Annotated in this window: 24 protein-coding genes and 1 pseudogene; 17 read left to right on the top strand and 8 right to left on the bottom strand. The window is 51.7% G+C overall.

Annotated features, from left to right (window positions below):
• Positions 1-57 precede the first annotated feature (57 nt).
• Together A0V43_RS01200 and A0V43_RS01195 are read right to left on the bottom strand one after the other, a co-directional pair.
• Complete coding sequence (locus tag A0V43_RS01200) at positions 58-639, bottom strand: molybdenum cofactor guanylyltransferase (RefSeq protein ID WP_063192182.1); 582 nt, start codon at positions 637-639, stop codon at positions 58-60.
• Positions 640-743: 104 nt separating this feature from the next.
• The gene (locus A0V43_RS01195) at positions 744-977 is read right to left on the bottom strand and encodes a DUF2249 domain-containing protein (protein ID WP_025950040.1); all 234 of its coding nucleotides are present in this window, start codon (positions 975-977) and stop codon (positions 744-746) included.
• Between the two features lie 128 nt (positions 978-1,105).
• Here A0V43_RS01195 and A0V43_RS19640 point away from each other — a divergent pair, with 128 nt between their 5' ends.
• Both A0V43_RS19640 and A0V43_RS01190 read left to right on the top strand, forming a co-directional pair.
• Positions 1,106-1,273, top strand: a complete 168-nt coding sequence (locus A0V43_RS19640; protein WP_013146120.1) for a hypothetical protein — start codon at positions 1,106-1,108, stop codon at positions 1,271-1,273.
• Positions 1,274-1,713: 440 nt separating this feature from the next.
• The gene (locus A0V43_RS01190; protein ID WP_063192181.1) at positions 1,714-2,403 is read left to right on the top strand and encodes a hypothetical protein; all 690 of its coding nucleotides are present in this window, start codon (positions 1,714-1,716) and stop codon (positions 2,401-2,403) included.
• Positions 2,404-2,710: 307 nt separating this feature from the next.
• Here the strand turns inward: A0V43_RS01190 and A0V43_RS01185 are convergent, their stop codons facing one another.
• A complete protein-coding gene (locus A0V43_RS01185) occupies positions 2,711-5,074 on the bottom strand; it encodes a nitric-oxide reductase large subunit (RefSeq protein WP_063192180.1) in 2,364 nt (787 codons plus the stop codon).
• On the opposite strand from A0V43_RS01185, the pseudogene A0V43_RS01180 reads away from it, so the two are divergent.
• From A0V43_RS01180 to A0V43_RS01155, 6 genes and pseudogenes are all read left to right on the top strand, one after another.
• Positions 5,075-5,569: pseudogene (locus tag A0V43_RS01180) on the top strand (Crp/Fnr family transcriptional regulator); the annotation flags it as partial.
• A gap of 237 nt (positions 5,570-5,806) precedes the next feature.
• On the top strand, positions 5,807-6,046 hold the full coding sequence (locus tag A0V43_RS01175) for a DUF2249 domain-containing protein (protein WP_063192179.1): 240 nt from the start codon (positions 5,807-5,809) through the stop codon (positions 6,044-6,046).
• Positions 6,043-6,252 (top strand): DUF2249 domain-containing protein, encoded by a 210-nt coding sequence (locus A0V43_RS01170; RefSeq protein WP_063192178.1) that lies wholly within the window; start codon positions 6,043-6,045, stop codon positions 6,250-6,252. The genes A0V43_RS01175 and A0V43_RS01170 overlap by 4 nt, the downstream gene beginning before the upstream one ends.
• Positions 6,249-7,499, top strand: a complete 1,251-nt coding sequence (locus A0V43_RS01165) for a membrane protein (RefSeq protein ID WP_033024865.1) — start codon at positions 6,249-6,251, stop codon at positions 7,497-7,499. Before A0V43_RS01170 ends, A0V43_RS01165 begins: the two co-directional genes overlap by 4 nt.
• A gap of 22 nt (positions 7,500-7,521) precedes the next feature.
• Positions 7,522-7,824 (top strand): metal-sulfur cluster assembly factor, encoded by a 303-nt coding sequence (locus A0V43_RS01160; RefSeq protein ID WP_033024863.1) that lies wholly within the window; start codon positions 7,522-7,524, stop codon positions 7,822-7,824.
• Between the two features lie 190 nt (positions 7,825-8,014).
• Positions 8,015-8,764 (top strand): Fic family protein, encoded by a 750-nt coding sequence (locus tag A0V43_RS01155; RefSeq protein ID WP_033005429.1) that lies wholly within the window; start codon positions 8,015-8,017, stop codon positions 8,762-8,764.
• Positions 8,765-8,844: 80 nt separating this feature from the next.
• Here the strand turns inward: A0V43_RS01155 and A0V43_RS01150 are convergent, their stop codons facing one another.
• The 4 genes from A0V43_RS01150 to A0V43_RS01135 form a co-directional block, all read right to left on the bottom strand.
• Positions 8,845-9,090 (bottom strand): hypothetical protein, encoded by a 246-nt coding sequence (locus tag A0V43_RS01150; RefSeq protein WP_033024861.1) that lies wholly within the window; start codon positions 9,088-9,090, stop codon positions 8,845-8,847.
• Positions 9,091-9,320: 230 nt separating this feature from the next.
• Positions 9,321-11,447: a heavy metal translocating P-type ATPase gene (locus tag A0V43_RS01145; RefSeq protein WP_063192177.1), complete on the bottom strand. Its 2,127-nt coding sequence runs from the start codon at positions 11,445-11,447 to the stop codon at positions 9,321-9,323.
• Entirely contained in the window at positions 11,437-11,808 is a 372-nt protein-coding gene (locus A0V43_RS01140; protein WP_013523123.1) for an ArsR/SmtB family transcription factor, read from the bottom strand. Before A0V43_RS01140 ends, A0V43_RS01145 begins: the two co-directional genes overlap by 11 nt.
• A gap of 199 nt (positions 11,809-12,007) precedes the next feature.
• On the bottom strand, positions 12,008-12,775 hold the full coding sequence (locus tag A0V43_RS01135; protein ID WP_033005422.1) for an alpha/beta fold hydrolase: 768 nt from the start codon (positions 12,773-12,775) through the stop codon (positions 12,008-12,010).
• Positions 12,776-12,891: 116 nt separating this feature from the next.
• Here A0V43_RS01135 and A0V43_RS01130 point away from each other — a divergent pair, with 116 nt between their 5' ends.
• The 4 genes from A0V43_RS01130 (at position 12,892) to A0V43_RS01120 (ending at position 15,399) form a co-directional block, all read left to right on the top strand.
• Complete coding sequence (locus tag A0V43_RS01130; protein ID WP_063192176.1) at positions 12,892-13,698, top strand: Cof-type HAD-IIB family hydrolase; 807 nt, start codon at positions 12,892-12,894, stop codon at positions 13,696-13,698.
• A gap of 330 nt (positions 13,699-14,028) precedes the next feature.
• Positions 14,029-14,181, top strand: coding sequence for a hypothetical protein (locus A0V43_RS19635; RefSeq protein WP_011230248.1), 153 nt, complete (start codon positions 14,029-14,031; stop codon positions 14,179-14,181).
• 2 nt (positions 14,182-14,183) lie between these two features.
• Positions 14,184-14,384 carry a DUF3813 domain-containing protein gene (locus A0V43_RS01125; RefSeq protein ID WP_063192175.1) on the top strand — a complete coding sequence of 67 codons (201 nt, stop codon included), beginning with the start codon at positions 14,184-14,186 and terminating at the stop codon, positions 14,382-14,384.
• 151 nt (positions 14,385-14,535) lie between these two features.
• Entirely contained in the window at positions 14,536-15,399 is an 864-nt protein-coding gene (locus tag A0V43_RS01120) for a DegV family protein (RefSeq protein ID WP_063192174.1), read from the top strand.
• A 56-nt stretch (positions 15,400-15,455) separates the two neighbouring features.
• On the opposite strand, the gene A0V43_RS01115 is transcribed toward A0V43_RS01120, so the two are convergent.
• Positions 15,456-15,848 (bottom strand): Fic family protein, encoded by a 393-nt coding sequence (locus A0V43_RS01115; RefSeq protein WP_083509265.1) that lies wholly within the window; start codon positions 15,846-15,848, stop codon positions 15,456-15,458.
• Between the two features lie 318 nt (positions 15,849-16,166).
• Between A0V43_RS01115 and A0V43_RS18440 the strand changes: the two genes are divergently transcribed.
• From A0V43_RS18440 to A0V43_RS19630, 5 genes are all read left to right on the top strand, one after another.
• Entirely contained in the window at positions 16,167-16,298 is a 132-nt protein-coding gene (locus tag A0V43_RS18440; protein WP_008879040.1) for a DUF3941 domain-containing protein, read from the top strand.
• 202 nt (positions 16,299-16,500) lie between these two features.
• Positions 16,501-16,992, top strand: coding sequence for a YajQ family cyclic di-GMP-binding protein (locus tag A0V43_RS01110; protein WP_013146140.1), 492 nt, complete (start codon positions 16,501-16,503; stop codon positions 16,990-16,992).
• Between the two features lie 70 nt (positions 16,993-17,062).
• Complete coding sequence (locus A0V43_RS01105) at positions 17,063-17,383, top strand: peptidase (RefSeq protein WP_236930884.1); 321 nt, start codon at positions 17,063-17,065, stop codon at positions 17,381-17,383.
• Positions 17,376-17,717: a hypothetical protein gene (locus A0V43_RS01100; protein ID WP_063192172.1), complete on the top strand. Its 342-nt coding sequence runs from the start codon at positions 17,376-17,378 to the stop codon at positions 17,715-17,717. The genes A0V43_RS01105 and A0V43_RS01100 overlap by 8 nt, the downstream gene beginning before the upstream one ends.
• A 24-nt stretch (positions 17,718-17,741) precedes the next feature.
• Positions 17,742-17,993 (top strand): hypothetical protein, encoded by a 252-nt coding sequence (locus A0V43_RS19630; RefSeq protein WP_164834602.1) that lies wholly within the window; start codon positions 17,742-17,744, stop codon positions 17,991-17,993.
• Positions 17,994-18,057 lie beyond the last annotated feature (64 nt).

Raw genomic sequence — 18,057 nt, 5'->3', positions numbered from 1 at the left:
TGGCTCTTCTGATTGAAAAAAGTGTATGCTGTGTCTGCTTCGGCCACAATCCCCCCTTCACCGGTACTCTTCCTCCGTATTGACATTGCGCCACACGTCTCCATCCGCGGCAAGCTGCTCGGCATCCACCCAGCGGACGCGGGCGCGGTCAAGGAGCGCCGCCATCCTCCGTTCGCCGTCATCAAGCAGTTCAGCAATCACGAGGCTGATCCGCCGGTGGTATAAGGCGACCAATGGCTCGGGGCGGCCGCCATGGAGCGGGACGATGGCATCAACCATCGGATCGATATGAGAAGCAAGCCGCTCTGTCACTTCCCTCCGCATGTACGGCATGTCGCACGGCAAGACGAATACCCAGTCGGCTCGGCTCTGTTCCATGACGGTGTAAAGGCCGGCCAGCGGCCCAGAACCACGGTAACGCTCCACATCAAGCAGCACCGGGATGTCCGTTTGCCGGCGGAATTCATCGACAAGCGACGGGTGGCTGACGATGTACAATTCATCCGCGATCGGATCGAGCGCCGCGACCGACCAAGTGAAAAACGGAGCTCCTTCGTGCAGCGCAAACGCCTTCGGCCGCCCGAATCGGCGCGACTGGCCGCCGGCGAGCACCGCTCCGGCAATCGTTTGTTTCATCATGCTTCCCCTTTCCGGACATCCATCGTTTGTTTTTACCGTACCATACCAACCGGCGAAAAAAAAGATTTCCGCCTGCAGACGGAAATCCCAATGGAGCGGATGATTTATTTTTTGCCGATGGCGACCCGCCAGACGTCCGGCCCTTCCTCTAAGTACTCCCATGTAAACTGATCCGGACGCTCCATCATGAATTGGTATTGCAGCGGACGCGGGTCATGGTCATTGACAAGCTCCATCACTTCCCCCGGCTTCAAACTGTCAAACAGCCGAAAAATTGCCGGATGGCGATCGCGCGGCGGATAGTCCGGGGCGTGGATTTTGGCGGCAAATTGGTTCATAACATTGGCCTCCTTTGTAGTATAATGAATTATATACTTTATCATAACCGCTTGAACCTTGGGGGTAGTGACGAGCGTCACAGCCCGAAGGTGAACATGTTCAATCCCCATGAAAGGAGAAATGGCGGTTGGAAGAGCTTGTTGGCTTTTGCGCGCAATGCGGCAAGCCGATCCATTGTCTGCATGGGTTTTTAAATGGCGTCGTCAGCCGAGAAACAGAGACGTTGTACTGCTTTCCGTGCCATGACAAGCAAAAGGAAAACGAACACACCACGCCGGACAAATGCCACAAGTGATTGAAAACGTTCACAAACGAAAGGGGGCTGACCCAAAAATCCGCTAAAAAGCGGACTTTTGGAGTCAGCTCTTTCTTTATGAAATCGTGTATTGATCATGAACGATTCCGACTAAATCCCATGTTTCACCTTAATAAAGGAAGTTCGATTTTCGTCAAAACAATGCCGCTGCCGGGATTAACATGACCGTACGGGCTAAAACGCACTCCTTTTCCTGGACGGATGCAAAGCGACAATGACCCAAAACGTTATGTTCAAATTTCTGTGAATCATTTATAATATGAATGGGGAACGATGATCCTCATTTGTTCTGCGCTACAATCCCATCCCTTTCCTCAACCACTTACTCTACACGCTCGTTTCCCCAGTTCTCAAAAGAAAGGAGCGATTCATCACCACCCGCTTTCCCATGGCTACTGTATAAGAAGGGAGGATTTTCCTTGGAAGCGATATTGAAACAAATTTTGGACAAGCTCCAAATTATCGAACAGGAAGTAAGCGACGTCAAAACAAACATGGCAACGAAACAAGAACTCGAAGAAGTGAAGCAAAACTTCACAACAGAGCTTGAGGATATTAAAGCCAACATGGCAACGAAACAAGAGCTTGAAGAAGTGAAGCATAGTTTCACAAAAGAGTTCGAAGACATTAGAGCCAACATGGCCACCAAACAGGAGCTCGAAGAAGTAAAACAAAGCTTCTCAAAAGAACTAGAAGATATTAAAGCTAACATGGCCACCAAACAAGAACTTGAAGAAGTGAAGCATAGTTTCACAAAAGAGATCGAAGACATCAAAGCCAACATGGCCACCAAACAAGAACTTGAAGACATCAAAGCCAACATGGCCACCAAACAAGAACTTGAAGACATCAAAGCCAACATGGCCACCAAACAGGAGCTTGAGGACGTAAAGAACAACCTAATGAAAGAATTAGATCATGTCAAAGCCAATATGGTCACGAAGCAAGAGTTTGCTTTCGTCCAACAAGCAGTGCTTGAAACAAATGAAATCGTTAAGAAAATAGAACAAAACATGGAAAAGCACGAACGGATTTTAGATCTTCTTTCTAGGCGTTCGATTGAACAAGAAGCGGCAATTTCCAGCATTCGTCTTATTAAGGCACCATAAGCAAGGAGAGAGCATCCCTCCCTACCTTTCTTAGGTGCGGCGGCCTTTATGTAAGAAAGAAGCTCGACCATTTCGTGAACTACATGAGCCATATGATCCAGTGGAATGATATCGCCTGGCAACGTGAGATGATTCATGGTACACTCTTCAAAAATTATGATGATGTTTCATAAACAAATCGCTCCTTTTCCGGCGATAGCGGTTATGATAACTCTATTCTGCCAGAAAACGAACGATTCTCTTCTATTTTCGTGTAAAAACGGGCTAATCCCAAAACGCATTCGCGTTTTGGGTCAGCCCGTTTTTGTTATTCTTCCTCCGCCAAATTCGCCGCCGGCAGCTCTTCCCCTTCGCCGTGAGTTGGTTTGCGCAAATGGAACATCGCTTTGATGGCAAAGACAAGCAAGGCGGCGACGCCGATTAAAAAGATCGTATCCGGAACGAAGCGGACAAGCAGCAAATTTTGTACGACATCTTGTTGCAAAAACGAAGGCGAACGGGACGCCCAATAGCCGTGTTCAAACGCTTCTTTGATTTGCAGCACCCCCACCGGGAGAAGCGTGATGAGAACCATGCCAGCCAGGCCGATGTTCAGCATCCAGCAAGAGAATTTCAGCCATTTGTCGTTCCATGCTTCCGGTTTGACGATGTTGCGCAGCGAGTAAAGGAGCACGGCGATCGCAAACATGCCATACACGCCCATCATCGCCGCATGGCCGTGGGTCGGCGTTAAGAATTGCCCATGTTCAAAGTAGCTGACCGCCGGCAAATTGATGAGAAAGCCGAACACCCCGGCGCCGACCAAGTTCCAGATCGCTGTGGAGATCAAAAACCAGAATGTTGCTTTATACGGGAAGTTGACTCCGCCGTCGCGCATCATTTTGTATTGCTCGTACGCTTCCAAAATAAGGAGCGTGAGCGGAATCACTTCGAGCGCCGAGAACACGGCGCCAAGGGCGATCCAGATTTCCGGTGAACCGTTGTAGTAATAGTGGTGGCCGATGCCGATCACACCGCTGCCCAATAAAATCGTAAATTGGAAGTAGAGAGCCCGGACCGTCGATTTTTTCGTCACGAGCCGCAGCTGGACGAGCAAAAACCCGATGACGACAACGGCGAACACTTCGAAAATGCCTTCGACCCATAAGTGGATGATCCACCAGCGCCAAAAGTCAGCCATCGTAAAGTTCGTATCCGGTTCGATAAAGAACGCGAAGATGTAAAAGAACGGAACGGCGATGGCTGAGTAAAACAGCAAGTGAATGAGCCCGCCTTTGTCGCTTTCTTGCTTCAGCCCTCGTTTGACGCCGCGGAAGACGATGAACAGCCAAAGCAGCATGCCCACGACTAAAATGATTTGCCAAACGCGGCCGAGCTCAATGTATTCCCAACCTTGATGGCCAAACAGAAACCATTCGTTCCCTAAGTAGCCGTTGACGCCTAGCCATTGGCCGATCATGCTGCCGCCGACAAGCACGACAAGCGCCCAGAAGAGCAGATCGACGAGCAGCCCTTGCTTTTTCGGCTCTTGCCCGCCGACAAGCGGAGCAACGAAAATCCCCATGCCAAGCCAAGCAGTGGCAATCCAGAAAATCGCCAGCTGCAAATGATATCCTTTGGCGATGTTAAACGGCAACAGGTCATGGATCCATTTGATGCCAAAGAAGCTGTCCGGTTCCGTATAGTAGTGGGCGAGCAGCGCCCCAAACATCGCTTGCACGAAAAAGAGCGCGGCGACGACAACGAAATATTTGCCCGCTTTCACTTGCGACGGAGTAAGCGGCTGCCGCCGCAAGTCGATGACCGGAAACTTCCCTTCAGCATACGCTTCTTGCATGCTTAACTGATAGCGGTGGAACACGTACAAAATAATCCCGATGAACAAAATCAAAATCGTGACGCTCGCGCCGCTCCACCAGACAGCCGAGAACGACATCGTATTGCCGGCGTCTTCATAGTCCGGCCAGTTGTTGGTGTATGTGATCTTGTCTCCAAGTCTTGGCGTGCTGGACAGCCAGGCGGTCCAGAAGAAAAAGTCGGCAATTTGCTTGATTTGGTCGCCATCCGCCACCCAGGCACGGTTCGATTTTGGCATGTCGCTTTCTTTGATCAATCCTTTTTTCAATCCCCAGCCGTCGCCATTGGTGAAGACATCGCGGTAGTAGTCGCGCACTTTTTCCAACCCGTATACTTGCGCATCCGTCAGGACGAGAACATCCGTAACCGGGTTGTAGCGGTTTTTTCGCATTTCCTTGATGACTTGTTCGCGGATGATCGTTTTCTCATCGGCGGTTAAATCGGCAAACGGTTTGTGATACCGCTCTTTTGCTTTGTAATCTTGCATGCCTTCCGTATAAATTTTCAACGCTTCCGCCGTATAGTCCGGCCCCATATACGACCCGTGTCCAAGCACGGTTCCGTAATCCATCAGCCCGTATTTTTGGAAGACGGCCTGCCCGCCGATGATCGTTTCTTTCGTCATCAACACTTGGCCATCTTCACTGCGCACTTCCTTCGGCCTTGGCGCCATTTCTTTAAAAATCCAATACCCGCCGACAAGCAGGACGGTGAAGCTGATCACAATAGTGAAAATGAGAATCGATTTGAGAAAACTGTTGGTCGTTTGCCGCCCCGGCCGCATGTTGGGGCGAACGGATCGATGAACTTCCATATAAGCGGAAAAGAACAAATCATCTCGATTTTGCAGACGGGAGAAATGTTTCCGCATGCCGGCTTTTTCTTAAAAGGCACCTATCCGGCCCACGCCGAAGTGGTCGAGGAAGCGACATTGATCGCGATCCCGATCCACGATTTCGAACAAGTGCTGATGGCGAGCCCTGAACTTTGCATAAAACTGTTCCGCGTCATGGGCGAAAAAATCGTCGACTTGCAAAACCGGCTTGAGGCGCAAGTGCTCCATAATACGTACGAACAAATCGTGCTGCTTTTGTTGCGGTTGACGCGCACGAACGCCGTCAAGCAAGGGAAATGGCATCGGCTCACCGCCCATGTGACGAACCGCGAGCTGGCCAACATGATCGGCACCGCCCGGGAAACGGTGAGCCGCACGTTGAGCCAGCTGAAACGGAAAGGGCTGATTGACGTCGACGAACACGGCTTTTATTTGATTGACCGCGAAGGGCTCGAACAAGAAATCTTTTTCTAACTCCTTTTTCCCCATCGTCCGGCACCGGTCGGGATGCGCAATGGAGCTGATGGGGTTTCCTTTCAAACACTTGGGCAAGCCCATCTTTCTGAAACATGCTATTCCGCCCTTTCAAACGAAGACGAAACCTTTTTTCCAAAGTGGAATATGTCATGTTTCGGCCGAAAGATGTGAGCTATATCACAACATTCCGCAGTGAAAATGATTATCATGATAGTCAAAAAGGAGGGAAAGCGCATGGGTGTGACGATTGAACTCGATGTGCGCGAAGATTTGCGGCAGAAGCGGGAACCTTTTGAAAAAATTATGAACGCCATTAAGCCACTCAAACCGGGCGATACGTTCATTTTGCACGCCCCGTTCAAGCCGCTGCCGTTGTTTCCGATTATGAAAGCGAAAGGATTTACGTATGAAGTGGAACAAATCGAAAAAAAACATTGGAAAGTAACGTTTGTGAAGCAGGGGGATGACCGATGATCCTCGATAACCGCGGACTCGAGCCGCTGCAACCGATGATGCGGACGCTAGCCGCCCTCGCGAAGCTGAATCCTGGGGAGACGCTGACGATCATTAACGACCGCCGCCCGATGTTTTTGTACGAGCAGCTTGATGAGCTCGGCTACCGGCACGAGACGGTCGCACGCGAAGACGGCAGTTTTGAAATCCGCATTACGAAAGGATGAGCAACGTGTTTCCTACTCGCACGGGGACAGAAACAGACGTCCGTCTTCCGTTCTCGTTTATCATGTTCGCCGTGTTGGCGTTCGCCGCGTCGCAGCTTATGTTGCTTGGAGCGATTCCCTCACTTAGCAGCGGCGCGTTCCGGTTGCCGTTCGTCTGGGCGGCGGCCCACCTGGCGTTGCTTGGCTTTGCGTTGATGACGGCCATGGGGGCGATGTATCAGCTCGTTCCGGTCGCCTTTTTGACGCCGATTTGGAGCGAGCGGCTCGGCTTTTGGCAATTTGCAGTGACAGCGGCCGGAATTGTCGCATTTGCCGTAAGCCTGGCGGCGGCGCCAAACCGGGCGTTTCTTCCCAGCTTGTTGCTTTTGCTTGGCATCATCCTATTCGTCTGGCAAATGGCGATGACGTTAAGAAAACAAGAAACGAAAAATATCATGACGCTCTTTGTCGCCACGTCACTGTTGTTTTTGCTGCTGACGGCGGCCGCCGGGGGGCTCTTGGCGTTTCACTTTTTCGCCGCCAAAGGCGCTAACAGTCATGAAGTGGTGTTCGGCTTGCATGTGCTGTTCGGGCTGTGCGGCTGGTTCACACTGCTCATCATAGGCTTTTCGTACAAAATGGCGCCGATGTTCTCGCTCGCCCACGGCTTTTCGCTGCGGCCGGCGCGTTACGTCTATGCGCTGTACATCAGCGGGATTGCGGTGGCGTTCGCCAGCTTATTCTTGCGAAGCCACGCATGGCTTATAGCCGGTGCAGCCTTGCTCATGAGCGGATTCGTTGTTTTCGCCTGGCATATCCGCGCCATTTTGCAAAAGCGGATGAAAAAAACGCTTGACCGCCCGTTCCGCTTTTCTCTTTCGGCCATCGTCATCGGCCTCGGGCTGCACGTTGCCGCCTTTGCCGCCATCGTTGTCGGCAGCGGACGGCTGCTTGGCATCATTGTTTATCTATTCATTGTTGGCTGGATCCTGTTTAGCATCATCGGCTATTTGCTCAAAATCGTGCCGTTTTTATGGTGGACGCATCGCTACAGCGAAAAAGTCGGCCAACAACACGTGCCGACGTTAAGGCAAATGATGAATGAGCGAGCCGTCACCGTCCAATGCCGCCTATGGCTTTTCGCCCTCGCGCTGGCGGCTGTGGCGCTTGCTGTCGCGAGCGTGCCGCTGTTCGCCATCACTCAAGTGCTGTTGGCTGGATTAAGCGTTGCCTTTGCCGGAACGATTTTAACGGTCTTCCGAAAATAAGCGAATGAGGAGGAAAAGAACGATGGATGTCCGCAAACTTGCCATTCAACAGCTGAAAACGGTCCTTGATCCGGAGCTCGGCATTAACGTCGTCGATTTAGGGTTGATTTATGACTTAAAAATCGAAGATGGGCATATCAATGTCCTGATGACGCTCACGACCCCGGGCTGCCCGCTTCACGACTCGATCGCCGGCGGCGTCAAACGGGCGCTCGAGCAAATCGACGGCATCCGCGACGTGCGCGTCCAAGTGACATGGAACCCGCCATGGACGCCGGAGCGAATGAGCGAAGAAGCGCTCCGGCAGCTTGGGCATTTTTCCTGAAACGGTCCACTTTTCCATCCCTTTTCGCCGTTCGCCCGTGTTGGGCGGACGGTTGTTTCATTGTCCTGCAACTGCTGAACACTCCCCGCCCTTTATTTTTGTATCGTATAGAAAAAACGAGAGCCATCGCTTGGCTATTTAAAGGAAAAACGAATCGAGGCCGCGAATCATATACCAAGAGGTGAGAGCGATGTTTGCTAAAATCGACGAGCTGAAACAACGGTTGGATGCGTTGCGCCCTTTGCCTCCAGGGTTGGTGAAAAACTTGCGGGAATCATTTCGGATCGAATGGACATACCATTCTAACGCCATCGAAGGCAATACGTTAACCTTGTTAGAAACAAAGCTAGTCGTAGAAGAAGGGATTACCATTGGTGGAAAACGACTCAAGGAACATTTGGAAGCGATTAACCATGCGGAGGCGATTGACTTTATTGAAGAGTTAGTCGCAAACAAAGAACATTTGACCGAGCACGTGTTGAAACAGGTCCATTATTTAGTATTAAAGAGCATTGACAATGAAAATGCCGGGAAATATCGAACATACAATGTGCGCATTTCCGGCAGCTCGTACACCCCCCCTCACTTTTTGCATGTACAAGATGAAATGAATCGATTGTTTTCTTGGTATGAAACGAATCAATATGCTCTTCATCCAATCGAACTGGCGGCTCGTTTCCATTTTCAGCTCGTATCCATTCATCCATTTGCTGACGGAAATGGACGAACTGCCCGCTTAATGATGAATTTCATTTTAATGCAGCATGGCTATCCGCCCGCTATTGTGAAAGCAAATCCAGAGCAGCGCCGGAAGTATTACGAAACGCTGGAAAAAGCGAGCGTCGAAGGCGAGGTCACTCCGTTCATTCAATTGATCGCCGCATGTGTCGAAGAAAGCTTGCGCCACTATTTGTACGCGTTAGGGATGGAAGACGAATGAAACAGTACAAGAAAAAGACACGGAAGTGGACATGATTCCGTGTCTTTCTTGCTCCAATTCTAAGGTTGGCATTTGATCGGCTATTCAAGCAACACGTTCCACAACCATGCCATCAAAGGAACGATGACAAAAAAGGCCAAGGCGATGCATCCGACATATTGAATCCACCGGGGAAATCCTCGCCAATCGAGGGCTTCCCGCTTCATCGCCCCTCCCGCAGCGATCCGATCCAACTCTTCGGTCGGCGAAAACACCCGGTCGTCCACCCGTTGAACCTCTTCTATCCGTTGTGTTTCATGCCTCTCTTCTTCTCGAGATCCCTTCATGCCGCCCCCTCTTCCCCATGATTTTCCTGAACAGGCCAAAACGTTTAACAACTGCCATCCCAAACGTTCGACCTAATCAGCGGTTGGCATTTTCCTCTTTCATTATACCGTCTCTCATCGTCAGAAAGCACCCATATTTTCCACGCCTTTCATGAGGGAAGACCAATGCACTCCTTCGAAGTTGAGAGAGGCGCCGAAGCAGTCCTTTCCTCGCTGCCCGCAGCCCCGTCTCATTCTTTCACCCGCAGCAGGCGCATGCTGTTGAATGTCACGAGCAGCGTCGCGCCCATATCGGCGAACACCGCGAGCCAAAGGGTGAGCCAGCCCGGGACGGCGGCGGCGAGCGCCAACGCTTTGAGTCCTAAGGCGACGGCGATGTTTTGCCGGATGACGGCAAGCGTTCGGCGCCCAAGGTGGACGGTGTACGGCAACTGGCGCAAATCATCGGCCATGAGCACAACATCGGCTGTTTCCAAGGCGGCATCCGTCCCCGCCCCGCCCATCGCCACACCAATATCGGCCGCGGCCAAGGCAGGGGCGTCATTCACCCCGTCGCCGACCATGGCGGTCATGCCGCAACGTTCTTTCAGCTCGCGGATCGCCGCCAGCTTCTGTTCCGGAAGGAGCTCGGCGCGAATATCAGATACACCCGCTTGACGACCGATGGCCTGTGCGGTTTGCTCGTGGTCGCCCGTCACCATCACCACTTCCGCCACTCCAAGGCGCCGCAGCGCGGCGACCGTTTCCGATGCGGACGGCCGCAGTGGATCGGCCGCGGCGATAAGACCCAACAGCCGATCGGCGGTGCCAACGGCCATCACCGTTTTTCCTTCGCTGCGGAAAACAGCGATTTGTTGTTCCACTTCATCCGGCCACTCCCCGATCAAGCGGGTGAACAAGGCCGGGCTGCCGATATAATACGTTTCGTTTCCGACAGCGGCCTTGACTCCTTTTCCGGTCAACGACTGAAACGCATCAACTGGCGCGCCAAGAAACGGCGCTCCCTCCTCTTCCGCTTGGCGGACGATGGCTGAAGCGAGTGGATGCTGCGATCGTTTTTCGATCGCCGCCGCCACCGCCAGCAGTTGTTCACGGCTCCCTTCATACACGACGACATCGGTCACGGCTGGTCTCCCTTCCGTCAACGTCCCGGTTTTATCAAAGGCAATCGCCCGCAGCCGGCCGATTTGTTCGAGATATACCCCGCCTTTGATGAGCACGCCGCGCCGAGCCGCGTTTCCGATGGCCGTCACAATCGCCACCGGGGTGGAGATGACGAGCGCGCACGGGCAGCCGATGACAAGAACGGCAAGACCGCGGTAAATCCAATCAAGCCACTCCCCGCCCATCACGAGCGGCGGCACAAGAGCGATCAGAAGCGCGGTCACGATCACAAACGGCGTATAATAGCGGGCAAACCGGTCGACAAACGCTTGCATCGGAGCCCGCTCCGCTTGCGCCTCTTCCACAAGATCAATCATTTTCGCCAATGTCGTCTCGTCCGCCCGCTTCGTTACTTTAACTTCGAGGAATCCTTCTCCATTCAGCGTCCCGGCAAACACTGCGTCTCCCACTGCTTTTTCCACCGGCAGACTTTCGCCGGTGATCGCCGCTTCATTCACTGTCGAGGCGCCGCTTATGACGATGCCGTCCAAAGCGATTTTTCCACCCGGCTTGACGATCATGACATCCCCGACGCGAACGTCTTCGACCGGCACGGTCATTTCCTCCGTGCCGCGACGAATGATCGCTTCAACGGGCGCCATCTCCATCAACGAGGCGATCGACCGCCGTGCTCGATCCATCGAGTAGCTCTCGAGCGCTTCGCTGATGGCAAATAAAATGACAACGACTGCTCCCTCTTGCCATTCGCCGATCGCCGCCGCACCGAGAATAGCGATCGTCATTAATGTTTTCATATCAAACTGCCAGCGGACCAAATTCCGGAGCCCCGTCCAAAACAGTGAGTAGCCGCCGATCACGATCGCCGCCAAATACATAGCGACCGCCAGCATCCCCTTGTCTGCCGCATCCGCCGCAACGCCAAACAGAAGCAGTGCCACAGAGGCGAAGACATTTCGATTTTCTTTTCGCTTCCAAAACGGCTCCCGCCGGATGGTGCGCTCGCGTTCTTCACGAATTTTCAGGCGTTCAAACGCTCCCGCCTGCTCAAGTTCATCAATCGTCGCCTCGCCCCAAACGGTGAGCTTGGCGGCTCCGAAATTCACTTTCGCCTCTTTCACGCCGGGCAAGGATTTCACGTTTTGCTCAAACTTAGCTGCGCAGTTTGTGCACGTCAGTCCTTGCACGCGGTATGTTTTGGCCTCAAGCCGATCCAATGTTTGTTCATTCCCCACGGCCGTCCCCCTCTTTCCGATGGGCGAGCGCGACAAGCAGCAGCTCGCGAATATGATCATCATCAAGAGAATAAAAGGCAAGTTTCCCATCTTTTCGATACTGCACAATTCCTTGCTTATACAAGATGCGCAAATGATGCGATGTCGTCGCCACCGTCGCCCCGATCACGTTGGCCAGATCGCAAACGCACAGCTCTCCCTCACTGCACAGCGCATACACGATCTTCGCCCGATTTTCGTCGGCAAGCGCCTTGAAAAACGGCACGATCGCGGCAATGTTTTCATCACGAAGCCGCCGCTGAACCCGCTCGACCTTCTCTTCGTCATAACAGTAAACGTCGCACACATCATGACGGTGCATTCCTTCTCGCTCCTTGTCAATATTCAAATATTCATTTGAATATAGAATAGCATATCTCCCCCTTATATTCAAATATTCATTTGAATAAAAATGTGCTCAAACGAAAAATCCGCCTTTTTTGTTTAAAAGGCGGATTCCCTCTTGTGAAGCACGCTTTAGCTGACCACAAACATGTTCGTTTCCTCATTGCCGATTTTGCTTACACATGCTCACGAAACCAGCGCACCGTCTCCAAAAACGCTTCACGCGTCACTTTATGGCCGGCGTGCGGGTCGGCGATGAATTGCAGCCGGTCTTCGTTTCCTTCATAAAGTGGTTTAATTTGCTTGTAAAACTCATATGTATAAGCATACGGGACGACTTGGTCGGCTTTCCCGTGCCAGATGAACAACGGCCGCCCGGCGAGTGTTTCCGGCTGCTTGGATAAATCGTAGCGGGCGAGCTTTTCTTTTTCGAGCGCAAGCAGCGTCGGCGGCATCGGGATGTCAATCTGACGCCGTTTCGCTTCTTCCATCATCGCGTCAAAAAAGGCGCTGTAGTTCGGGCAGCCCATAAGCGCCACCGCCGCCTTCACCCATGGATACACAGCGAGCGCGCCAAACGTGACGATGCCGCCCATCGATGTCCCAGCGAGCCCGATCCGTTCAGGATCCGCCAATCCGTGGCTGACAAGGTCGTTTTTCATCTCCTCGATTTCGGTGATCGTGCGCACGACAATGTCCCAAAACGACAGCTGCAATTTTCGTTCGCTCAAGCCTTCGTCCCGCTCGCCGTGAAACAGCGCGTCGGGAAGCACAGCGCGGTAGCCCGCCTCCGCAAGCAAGTAGCCGAAATGCAAATTATGTTCTTTGGCGCTCGTAAAGCCGTGGATAAAGAAAATCAGCGGCAGCCGTTCGCCCCGCTTTTCCGGCTTGACAACGTGAAGAACCGGCACGCCGGCCAACTGTTCCTGTTCAATGATCACCATGGTTGCACAAACCCCTTTTCTTTTTCCATCGCTGTATAGTTTACCATATGGACAGCGATTTTGGAAAAGAGTTACACTATGTAGTGTAAAGAATAACGAGGGCAAAGGAGTCGGACATGAAGCCGTATTTAATCGCGTTGGATTTGGATGGAACGTTGCTCAAAGAGGATAAAACGATTTCTCCATTTACCAAAGACGTCATCCGCCGCGCCATCGACACCGGCCATTTTGTTGTCATCGCCACCGGCCGCCCGTACCGGGCAAGCTCCATGTATTACGAAGAACTTGGCCTTGCAACGCCGATCGTCAATTTCAACGGCGCGTTTGTCCACCATCCGCGCCAGCCGTCGTGGGGCATGCGCCATTACCCGTTGCCGCTTGCGGTCGTCAAAGACATTGTTGAAATCAGCGAATCCTATGGAATCAAGAATATGATGGCCGAAGTGTTAGACGATGTTTATTTTCACCAACATGACGAAGTGTTGCTTGACATCGTCCGCCTTGGCAACCCGACCGTGGAAATCGGTGATTTGCGCCGCTCGCTCGGCAAAGATCCGACGAGCGTGCTCGTGTACACAGACGATGATCATATCGAGCGGATTCAATCACACTTAGCGAATGTGTACGCCAACGTCATCCACCAACGGCGTTGGAGCGAACCGTGGCATGTCATTGAAATCATCCGCCATGGCGTCCATAAGGCCGCGGGCTTAAAACAAGTCGCCAACTACTTCGGCATCCCAAGGGAGCGCGTCATTGCTTTTGGCGATGAAGACAACGACCTCGAAATGATCGATTGGGCCGGTCTCGGTGTTGCGATGGGCAACGCCATCGAACCGTTGAAAACTATTGCCGACGATGTGGCAAAAACCAATGAAGAAGACGGCGTCGGTGTATACTTGCAGGATTTGCTTCGTTTGTAGTTTCCATCGTTGCGGCTTCCGAGCCGCCTTTTTTTGGCGCCATCCATTAAGGGTGGACGAAAAAGCGCGTTTCTCCAAAAAAGAACCGTTTCGATGCTGCTCCGTTGGCGAACGCTTTGCCGGAGCGTTTTCCTCGCTCTATCGCCAGCCTTATCTGCTTCCTACAATCTAAACGCTGGCTGATGCTCCTCTTTTCACCTTGCTCCAACCGCCTTGCCGTTTTGTAGAGCGACTTGTGTTGTAACGAATTTCCTTACTACTGTTCCCCCCGTGCGGTTACACTATACGTGACGCAACGCGCGTCTTCAACTTTTTAAAGGGGAATCGGTCATGGGCAAACGAAACAAATCGAAGCGTTTCGTCCAGCAAAGCGTCGATGCGGTTGAACGGCATGACAAGCGAATCCCTTACCATTTAACGTACGCCGAGGCGGAAGCGCGCAAAGCGGAAAAAGCGATGGAAACGTCGCTTGGAGGAGCGTAGCGATGGGCAACCGCCTGTTCCAAGAGGCGCGCAAAGCGGTCGCGCAGGCGAAACAAGCCAAAAGCGGCGAGATCGACATGAGCGTCGACCGCGCCATTGCCATCGCCAAAAACGCCTTGTCATCTGCCTATGCGCATTCCAACACGGCGGAAAAAGCGCAGTTGCGTCAATTTCAAGCCGAGCTTGATGAAATCACCCAATGAAAGGCTGCGGGCCATCCGCAGCCTTCGTTCTGATTCATCGTCTTTTACTTCCATATTGTTTCATCTTTTACTTCCATATTGTGTTTTCCCGCCAAAACCGATACACTAAACCTATGAACCGTCATTCATCCCGCCTAAGGAGGGAACGGATATGTCCATTCAAATCATCACCGACAGCGGCGCGGATTTGCCTCAATCGTACATTCGCGAGCATCAAATCGCCTTTTTGCCGCTTGTCGTTCATTGGAACGGCCAAGATTACGAAGACGGCATCACAATCGAGCCGAAGCAAGTATATGACGCCATGCGCCAAGGGCATACGGTGAAAACGGCACAGCCAAGCCCGCTGGCGATGAAGGAGCTGTTTTTGCCATACGCCAAAGAAAACCGGCCATGCCTTTACATCGCCTTTTCATCGAAATTATCCGGTACATACCAAACAGCGGTGGCCGTGCGCAGCGAGCTGCTTGATGAATATCCGGAATTTCGCCTGACAATCATCGACTCGAAATGCGCCTCTCTTGGCCAAGGGCTCGCCGTCATGAAGGCAGTCGAGCTGGCGAAACAAAACACACCGTACAACTTGCTTTGTGAAACGATCGAATCGTACTGCCGCCATATGGAACACATTTTCACCGTTGACAACTTGGATTACTTGGCGCGCGGCGGCCGCATCAGCAAAACCGCCGCGGCCTTTGGGGGCTTGCTCAACATCAAGCCGCTTCTCCACGTCGAGGACGGAGCGCTTGTCCCGCTTGAAAAATGGCGCGGGCGGAAAAAAGTGTTGAAACGCATGGTCGAGTTGATGGGTGAACGCGGCGACGACCTGCAAAAGCAAACGATCGGCATCAGCCACGCGGATGATGAAGAAACGGCGCTTGAGCTGAAGCGGATGATCGAAGAAACACACGGTTGCACGCGCTTTTTCCTCTCCGACATCGGCAGCGCCATCGGCGCCCACGCCGGACCGGGGACGATTGCCCTCTTTTTTCTGAACAAATATATTGAGATCTGACGCCTTTCCCGCTGGACGAAACAAAGGCGCCTGCCCAACACAGGCGCCTGTTTTCATCACCGAAGTTGATCAAGAAGGTTGTAGTAGTAGTACGTTTTGGACCGCATCCGGCCATCCGAAAAAATGAGCTTCTGCTCCTCAAACCGATTCAAATAGCGCCGAACCGTTGCTTCCGGCAAACCGGTCAACTCCGCCATCATGTTCGCGGTAAAAATCGGGTGCTGGAACATGACATTGACAACGGTTCGAATATGATGGCTGTTCACAAGCGCGCTTGCCTTTTCCAAATCTTCTTCATACAAATCGTTTACTTTTTGAATCAATCGAACATTTTGTTTCGCCTGCAAATGGACACATTGCAGGAAAAATTGAATCCATTGCGTCCAGTCTCCTGTGTAGCGTGTATCATTCAAATAGCGGTAATACTTGTGCTTATCCCGTTCCAGCACATCGCTGACAAAAAAGAAAACGCATTTGATTCACGACATCTTCGCTAAGCGGAAGCTTGAAGGGACAAACGGGTTTCGTTTCATTTTCTATTGCCCTTTATGAACATTTTTATTAAAAAATGATCGTTAAACACCTATATTTACCTTATTACAAACATTTATCTCTATTTTTGCACTTAATTATACTCTGTGGCGAACCATTTGTGAAGAAAAATTCTCCATTTATCTTTCCATAAACTACCTTCCCCTATTTCCATATAGTTTATTTCCATTTACCGCATACTAATGATGGACGATCGAAACAAGGGAGGGCTACCGATGCCAAACACGAGCGACAACGACAAAAAAGCGCGCGACAACCAAGCGAAGCGCCATGAGAAAAACATGATGCGCGAGAAAAACCGCGAAGCCGGGAAATTCGCGTATTCGAAGAAGACGGATCATCTATGAGCAAAATGACAAAAAGGCGGCCGAAACACCGCCTTTTTCACATTGTTCCCCCCGCACCAAGTCCCCACTTTCAGCATGGCGCTACATGCCGGCCTCTTCCGGCTAAAAGACGAAACCGACCTTCTTGCCTCTTTGATCATTGTTGTCTTTCCTCCCACCTTTTTCTATAATGAAAGTACATCACACGCCCGGGAGGTTGCTTATGTCCAAAGAAAGTTCGTTCGATATCGTATCCAAAGTCGATTTGTCGGAAGTGGCGAACGCCATCAACATCGCCATGAAAGAAATCAAAACACGCTACGACTTCAAAGGAAGCAAAAGCGACATTTCGCTCGAGAAAGACGAACTCGTTCTCATCTCCGACGACGAGTTTAAGCTTGAGCAGCTGAAAGATGTGCTCATCGGCAAGCTCATTAAGCGCGGAGTGGCGACGAAAAACATCCAATACGGCAAAATCGAGCCGGCCGCAGGCGGCACGGTGCGCCAGCGCGCCAAGCTCGTCCAAGGGATCGACAAAGAGAATGCGAAAAAGATCAACACGATCATCAAAAACACCGGCTTGAAAGTGAAAAGCCAAGTGCAAGACGACCAAATCCGCGTCAGCGGAAAAAGCAAAGACGACTTGCAAAAGGTGATCGCCGCCATTCGCGAAGCCGATTTGCCGATTGACGTGCAGTTTGTGAACTACCGCTGAAACAGGCAGAAGCGCGCTGCCTGTTTTTTCATCATATAGAAGAGTGATGTTTATAGGGGAGGAAGCAAGTGTGTCTGATTGGGGGATGGTTGTTTCGTTTCTTCTCGGCTTTTCCCTTCAATGGGCGTCCAAAAAATTGGAAAGATGGAACGCAGCCTTATACGTCCGGCTATTCGCTGCATTGATTGGAGCGGTTTGGGCATGGTGCGGTTTTGTTCAAGGCGGATTGCTGCAGTCTGTTGCGATGTTCGGCGCGTTTTGGCTCAGTTGTGAAGTCATCCCGCTGCCAAAACGAAACCGCGTGCCAACATATGACATCATGTCCGAACTGCAAGCGAAAGGAGCAAAAGAAAATTCTTGTTCCGCGCGAAAAAACGCGAGCGTTGCTTGATATCGGCTTCTCGGCCTTATTCATCGGCATCGCCATTCCGTATTTTTGGATTGGCTCTCCATCTCCCGTTGTGGAGCTGTTTCTCTTATACGGCATTTTATCGATGGCGGCGGGACTTTTCAAACGGATGGCGCTTTTTCGTTCGCTCCGCCTGTTTTATGACCAACACGACCATGCGCTCTATCTCATCTCTTCCGTTGAGGTAAAACGATATCCATTGGATCAGTGCGTTGACATCCAAATGCATACAGCCCCGGATATTTTGCAGCTATTCCATCTGTTTCACTTGTTCTCCCCTCATGCCGACTATACCGTCAATATAGGAAAAACGTAGAAACTGTCGTTTCCAGGGGAGCGAGTGTATCTCAATCCTGGATCGGTGGCATCAATGAACATCCTTCCAAAACCGTTGTCTTCGCAGAAAGAGATTCGCATCCAGCCGTTTTATCATCCAAGCAATTGGAAGCGGCTGCTTGGAAAAGTGTATTTCTCCGCGGGCCGATGTATTGGCGCATTCATTCGCTCCGCACGACCGAAACAGGATGGAACACCAAAAAACTTCGATTATGGTGGCGCGACTGTTGGCGTGAATCGCTTCCTGATTTTGTGAAAGATTGGCTGCATATATAGATGCAACGAAATCGTTTCACATATCTTAACGGAAGACCGAACAA

The sequence above is a fragment of the Geobacillus sp. JS12 genome (genome assembly GCF_001592395.1).
Taxonomy (GTDB): Bacteria; Bacillota; Bacilli; order Bacillales; family Anoxybacillaceae; genus Geobacillus; species Geobacillus zalihae.
Note: the sequence above shows the minus strand (reverse complement) of the source record. Positions and strands in the feature narration are given on the sequence as shown.

Bases quoted from the DNA above. Each gene is read 5' to 3' on its own strand.
- A0V43_RS01200 (WP_063192182.1), bottom strand. From the start codon at position 639: ATGATGAAACAAACGATTGCCGGAGCGGTGCTCGCCGGCGGCCAGTCG.
- A0V43_RS01195 (WP_025950040.1), bottom strand. From the start codon at position 977: ATGAACCAATTTGCCGCCAAAATCCACGCCCCGGACTATCCGCCGCGC.
- A0V43_RS01185 (WP_063192180.1), bottom strand. From the start codon at position 5,074: ATGGAAGTTCATCGATCCGTTCGCCCCAACATGCGGCCGGGGCGGCAA.
- A0V43_RS01175 (WP_063192179.1), top strand. From the start codon at position 5,807: ATGGGTGTGACGATTGAACTCGATGTGCGCGAAGATTTGCGGCAGAAG.
- A0V43_RS01170 (WP_063192178.1), top strand. From the start codon at position 6,043: ATGATCCTCGATAACCGCGGACTCGAGCCGCTGCAACCGATGATGCGG.
- A0V43_RS01165 (WP_033024865.1), top strand. From the start codon at position 6,249: ATGAGCAACGTGTTTCCTACTCGCACGGGGACAGAAACAGACGTCCGT.
- A0V43_RS01160 (WP_033024863.1), top strand. From the start codon at position 7,522: ATGGATGTCCGCAAACTTGCCATTCAACAGCTGAAAACGGTCCTTGAT.
- A0V43_RS01155 (WP_033005429.1), top strand. From the start codon at position 8,015: ATGTTTGCTAAAATCGACGAGCTGAAACAACGGTTGGATGCGTTGCGC.
- A0V43_RS01150 (WP_033024861.1), bottom strand. From the start codon at position 9,090: ATGAAGGGATCTCGAGAAGAAGAGAGGCATGAAACACAACGGATAGAA.
- A0V43_RS01140 (WP_013523123.1), bottom strand. From the start codon at position 11,808: ATGCACCGTCATGATGTGTGCGACGTTTACTGTTATGACGAAGAGAAG.
- A0V43_RS01135 (WP_033005422.1), bottom strand. From the start codon at position 12,775: ATGGTGATCATTGAACAGGAACAGTTGGCCGGCGTGCCGGTTCTTCAC.
- A0V43_RS01130 (WP_063192176.1), top strand. From the start codon at position 12,892: ATGAAGCCGTATTTAATCGCGTTGGATTTGGATGGAACGTTGCTCAAA.
- A0V43_RS19635 (WP_011230248.1), top strand. From the start codon at position 14,029: ATGGGCAAACGAAACAAATCGAAGCGTTTCGTCCAGCAAAGCGTCGAT.
- A0V43_RS01125 (WP_063192175.1), top strand. From the start codon at position 14,184: ATGGGCAACCGCCTGTTCCAAGAGGCGCGCAAAGCGGTCGCGCAGGCG.
- A0V43_RS01120 (WP_063192174.1), top strand. From the start codon at position 14,536: ATGTCCATTCAAATCATCACCGACAGCGGCGCGGATTTGCCTCAATCG.
- A0V43_RS18440 (WP_008879040.1), top strand. From the start codon at position 16,167: ATGCCAAACACGAGCGACAACGACAAAAAAGCGCGCGACAACCAAGCG.
- A0V43_RS01110 (WP_013146140.1), top strand. From the start codon at position 16,501: ATGTCCAAAGAAAGTTCGTTCGATATCGTATCCAAAGTCGATTTGTCG.